The sequence below is a fragment of the Actinomadura keratinilytica genome (assembly GCF_039539665.1).
GTDB lineage: Bacteria > Actinomycetota > Actinomycetes > Streptosporangiales > Streptosporangiaceae > Spirillospora > Spirillospora keratinilytica.
The window spans coordinates 1-4,526 of record NZ_BAABDO010000223.1 but is presented as its reverse complement, the minus strand read 5'-3'; the positions used below and the strand labels follow the sequence as shown (position 1 = coordinate 4,526).

The 4,526-nt window shown below is 75.5% G+C and carries 4 protein-coding genes; 1 reads left to right on the top strand and 3 read right to left on the bottom strand.

Annotated elements, in window-relative coordinates:
• Nucleotides 1-772: 772 nt before the first annotated feature.
• The 3 genes from ABD879_RS32155 to ABD879_RS32145 all read right to left on the bottom strand — a co-directional run bounded on the left by ABD879_RS32155 (nt 773) and on the right by ABD879_RS32145 (nt 3,713).
• Nucleotides 773-1,036 carry a TFIIB-type zinc ribbon-containing protein gene (locus ABD879_RS32155; RefSeq protein ID WP_285495239.1) on the bottom strand — a complete coding sequence of 88 codons (264 nt, stop codon included), beginning with the start codon at nt 1,034-1,036 and terminating at the stop codon, nt 773-775.
• 59 nt (nt 1,037-1,095) lie between these two features.
• Nucleotides 1,096-1,971 carry a phosphotransferase family protein gene (locus ABD879_RS32150; protein WP_345025557.1) on the bottom strand — a complete coding sequence of 292 codons (876 nt, stop codon included), beginning with the start codon at nt 1,969-1,971 and terminating at the stop codon, nt 1,096-1,098.
• 95 nt (nt 1,972-2,066) lie between these two features.
• Nucleotides 2,067-3,713 (bottom strand): AMP-binding protein, encoded by a 1,647-nt coding sequence (locus tag ABD879_RS32145; RefSeq protein WP_345025556.1) that lies wholly within the window; start codon nt 3,711-3,713, stop codon nt 2,067-2,069.
• A gap of 186 nt (nt 3,714-3,899) precedes the next feature.
• On the opposite strand from ABD879_RS32145, the gene ABD879_RS32140 reads away from it, so the two are divergent.
• Complete coding sequence (locus ABD879_RS32140) at nt 3,900-4,475, top strand: NUDIX domain-containing protein (RefSeq protein WP_345025555.1); 576 nt, start codon at nt 3,900-3,902, stop codon at nt 4,473-4,475.
• The last annotated feature ends 51 nt before the right edge of the window (nt 4,476-4,526 follow it).

Below are 4,526 nucleotides of genomic sequence, written 5' to 3'. Positions count from 1 at the left end.
CACAGAACGACATGGCTACGATCCGACTTCCCGGGCGGCCGCGCCCGGCCTGGACGCCGCCGACCTGCGCGACCGCGACGGCCGGCGGCTCGCCGACGCCGGGCGGTTCCGCGACGCCTACGCCCGCTACTGCTGGACCGTGGACGGCCTGGACGGCGTGCGGCTGGCGCCGTTCCAGATCCTGGCGGGCGAGGGCCGCGCCTGGGCCACGGCCCGCGGGCACGACTGGCACATGCAGGCCGCGGCCCGGCTCGCCGCCGCCGACCCGTCCGGACTGCTGCTGCCCACGCGGTCCCGCGTCGTCGACCTGGCCTCGCCGGAGTCGGAGCGGGACGCCACCGCCTGGTGGGAGGAGCACACCGGGAGCGGCGGCGAGGGCATGGTCGTCAAACCGCTGGGGCCGCTCCCGCAGGACAAGAAGATCCAGCCCGGCATCAAGTGCCGGGGCCGGGAGTACCTGAGGATCATCTACGGGCCCGACTACACCGAGCCCGACACCCTGGAGCGGCTGCGCGGGCGGTCGCTCGGCCGCAAGCGCTCGCTGGCGATGCGCGAGCACGCCCTCGGCGTGGAGGCGCTCGACCGGCTCGCCGCGGGGGAGCCGATGTGGCGGATCCACCAGGCGGTGTTCGCCGTCCTGGCCCTGGAGTCCGAACCCGTCGACCCCCGCCTGTGACCACCGCCTGCGAGCAGGGCGGGGCGTCCCTTCCGGCCGTGCGGCGGGGCGGCGCGCCGATGCCTCGGGTGTCGGCACGCCGCCGGGGACGTCCGCTCAGGTCGAGAACAGCATGTGGAACAGGCCGCCGTGGTGGTAGTGCCCGCCGCCGTGGTGATGGTGGTGCACCTGGGCGGGCGCGCCCCACGCCGGAGCGGCCGGCGCCGCGGGAGGCGCGGGACGGGCCTGGCCCTCCAGGCGGGTGAGCGCCTCCAACTCCCCGTAGTCGAGGAAGATCCCACGGCAGTTGTCGCATTGCTCGATGTGGACGCCGCTACGGGTGTAGGTGCGCATCACGCCGTGACACTTGGGGCAGTGCATCGCCTCATCGTCCTTCCGTAACAATCCCCAGGTGGGCTAAATCTAGGGCAGCACGAACGCTACGTCATTCCTGGTCCCGCCTCGCAGATGCGCCCGCAGGTGTCGACGAGCGCCCGCTCGGGCCCGTCGAGCGGGCGGCCGTCCGCCCGCGCGGATATGACGCACGTGGCGGCGATCTGGATCGCCAGAGTCCGCGCGGGCAGGTCCAGGACCCGCCACGGGTCGCCGTCCGCGGGCACCGCCGGGCCCCCGGCCTCCCGGTAGGCGCGCAGGAACCGGGCCCAGTCGCCGGGCGGCAGCACCCCCGCCGAGAACAGCGCCGCGGGCCGCGCCAGGTCCCAGACCGGGTCGCCGCGCCCCAGGTCCTCCACGTCGATGAGCCGCCAGCCGTCCCCGGCGCGCACCATCTGCCCCAGATGCCAGTCCCCGTGGATCAGCCGGCGCGGCGCACCTCCGTCCGCAAAGCCGTCGTCTTCTCCCGCGCGGATCCAGGACGGCAGCGTGGCGAACGCCCGGCACACCTCGTCGGCCTCCGGCCCGTCCGGCAGGCGCCCCACCAGCCGCCCCACCCGGGTGGGGCGCCCCCAGGGCGGCGCGTCGGCCGGAACCGGACACGTGTGCAGCGCGGCCAGCAGCCGGCCGGCCTCCTCCCACGGCACCGCGTCCGGGCTGACCGGCTCACCGTACGGCCACACGGTCACCACCCGGCCGTCCACCCGCAGCGGCCCGTCCAGCGGAGGCAGCAGCAGCTCCGGCAGCGACGCCGCCACCCGCATCCGCTCCTCCAGCCGCGGCCCGCCGTCGCGGTCCTCCTGGTGCGCCTTGACGACCACGCCGCCGACCCGGACCACCAGCACCCCGTGCCGGTCGTACAGCACCGACGCGTCGCCGCCCGCGGACCGGGCGCGGCCGATCTCGGCGAGCCGATCGAACAACGCCGGCGACGAAACACGGGGAGAACGGTCGACGGGGGGATGCACCCGCCCAGTCAACCACTCGCCCGGGGCCGCCCGCGCGGGGGACCGCCGCGTCAGCCGGCGGCCGCGGCGTCGCGCAACCGGCGGCGCACGACCTTGCCCAGCATGTTGCGGGGCAGGTCCTGGCGGAGCCGGAACTCGGCCGGCACCTTGTAGCGCGACAGGTACCTCGCGCAGTGGCGGCGCAGCTCCTCGGCCGAGAACGGGTAGGCGGGGTGCTCGACGACGTAGGCGACGACGCGTTCGCCGCGCCGCTCGTCCGGCAGGCCGACGACCGCGCAGTCGAACACCGCCGGATGGCGGCGCAGGACCTGCTCCACCTCGCCGGGGAAGACGCTGAACCCGCTGACCTTGATGGTGTCCTGGCGGCGCTCCAGCAGGGTGATCCAGCCGTCCGCGCTCATCACCGCGGTGTCGCCGGTGCGCAGCCAGCCCTTGGACAGCACGCGGGCGGTGGCCAGCGGCTGGTTCCAGTACCCGGCGAACACCTGGGGGCCGCGCGCCACCAGCTCGCCCGGCTCGCCCGGCGGCAGCGGCCGGGTCGGGTCCCCGGGGTCGACGACCACCGCGTCGGTCCCCGGCAGCGGCAGGCCCACGGTGTCGTTGCGGGCGCCGCCGCCGAGCGGGTTGGCGGTCAGCGCGGGCGACGCCTCCGTCTGCCCGTACGCCTGGATCAGCCCGTCGGCGTGGCCCAGCGCGGCCAGCCGCTCGCGCGTCGCGGCGGTCAGCGGACTGCCGCCCGACAGCAGGACCCGCACCGAGTCCAGGTCGGACGGCCGGAACCGCGGACTGTCGAGCACCTGGTCGTACAGCGTCGGCACGCCCGGGAACACGGTGGGGCGGTACCGGCGCAGCGCCCGCACCGCCTGCTCGTCGTCGAACCGCGGCAGCAGCACCACCGAGCCCGCCTTCAGCACCGGCGCCACCAGGCAGCTGATCATGCCGAACGTGTGGAACAGCGGCAGCACGGCCAACGTGACCTCGCCGCCGTCGGTGACCTCCACGTCCCACGCGTGCTGCTGGCACGCGTTGGCGACCAGGTTGCGGTGGGTGAGCATGGCGCCCATGGGGCGCGCCTCGCCGCCGGTGTAGGCGATGACCGCCAGGTGCCGCGACGGGTCGAGCCGGAACTGCCGCACCCGGCGCTCCGCCGGCCGCTGCAGCTCGGCGAACGGCACCGCGTCCGCCGCGGCGGGGACCTCGGCGGTGAGGGCCGCGCGGTACCGCCGGGCCTCCGGCAGCGGCAGCCGCAGCGCCGCCCGCGCCGCCGGGGGCAGCGCGTCCCCGAGCGAGGTGACGATCAGATGCTCCAGCGGCGCGGCGTCCCGCGCGGCCCGCACCACCGGGAGGGAACGATCCAGCACCACCGCCGCGCGCGGCGCGCAGTCGGCCAGCACGCGGCGCAGCTCCTCGGCGGTGGACAGCGGGTTGTGCGGCACCGCGATCGCGCCGCGCCGCAGCACCCCGAAGAACGCGATGACCAGCTGCGGGCAGTTCGGCAGCATCAGCGCGACCCGGTCGCCGGGCTGCACGCCGAGCCGGTGCAGCCCGGCGGCGAACCGGTCCGCGGCCTCGCGCAGGTCCCGGTAGCGGATCCGGGCGCCGTGGAAGATCAGCGCGGGCCGCCGCGGATGCCGCGCGGCGGCGTCGTCCAGCAGGCGGGGGACGGCGACGTCGGGGATGTCGGGTTCGGCCGGCACCCCGGGCTGGTACCACCGCAACCACGGCCGTTCTCGGTGTGACGACTGCCACATACCCGTGGATTCAACCACCTGCCGCCCTGGTATGCCCGCCCACACGCACATCATCCCGCACTGCGCGGTGTGCCGGTGCCCTCCGGCGCGGCGCGTCCCGGCCATGATGGGGGGATGGGAACGGAGGTGGCCATGACGCCTGAACCGGCGGTGCGCCGGGTGTCCTCCCGTGTGGTCTACGAGAACCGGTGGATGACCGTCCGCGAGGACCTCGTCCAGCGGGCCGACGGGTCGCGCGGCATCTACGGCGTCGTCGAGAAGGACGACTACGCCCTGGTCATCCCGGCGGAGCGGGACGGGTTCCACATGGTGGAGGAGTACCGCTACCCGATCGGGCGGCGCACGTGGAACTTCCCGCAGGGCTCCCACCCGGACCACCGCGGCGGCGCCCCCGAGGCGCTGGCCCGCCGGGAGCTGGCCGAGGAGACCGGGCTGCGCGCCGCCACGCTGACGCCGCTGGGCCGGCTGCACAGCTCGCACGGCACCAGCAGCCAGGGCGTCCACGTGTTCCTGGCGACCGGGCTGACGCCGGGCGAGCACGCGCGCGAGCCGGAGGAGCAGGACATGCGGCAGCGGTTCGTCACCCGGGAGGAGTTCAAACGCCTGGTCCGGGCGGGCGAGATCACCGACGACGCCACCGTGGCCGCCTACGCCCTGCTCCTGCTGCACGAGGAGGACGGGCCCGCCGCGCCCGCCGCGCCCGCCTAGTTGTACTGACCATGGACGTTGGTGACGGCGACACGGCTGGATGATCTTGAA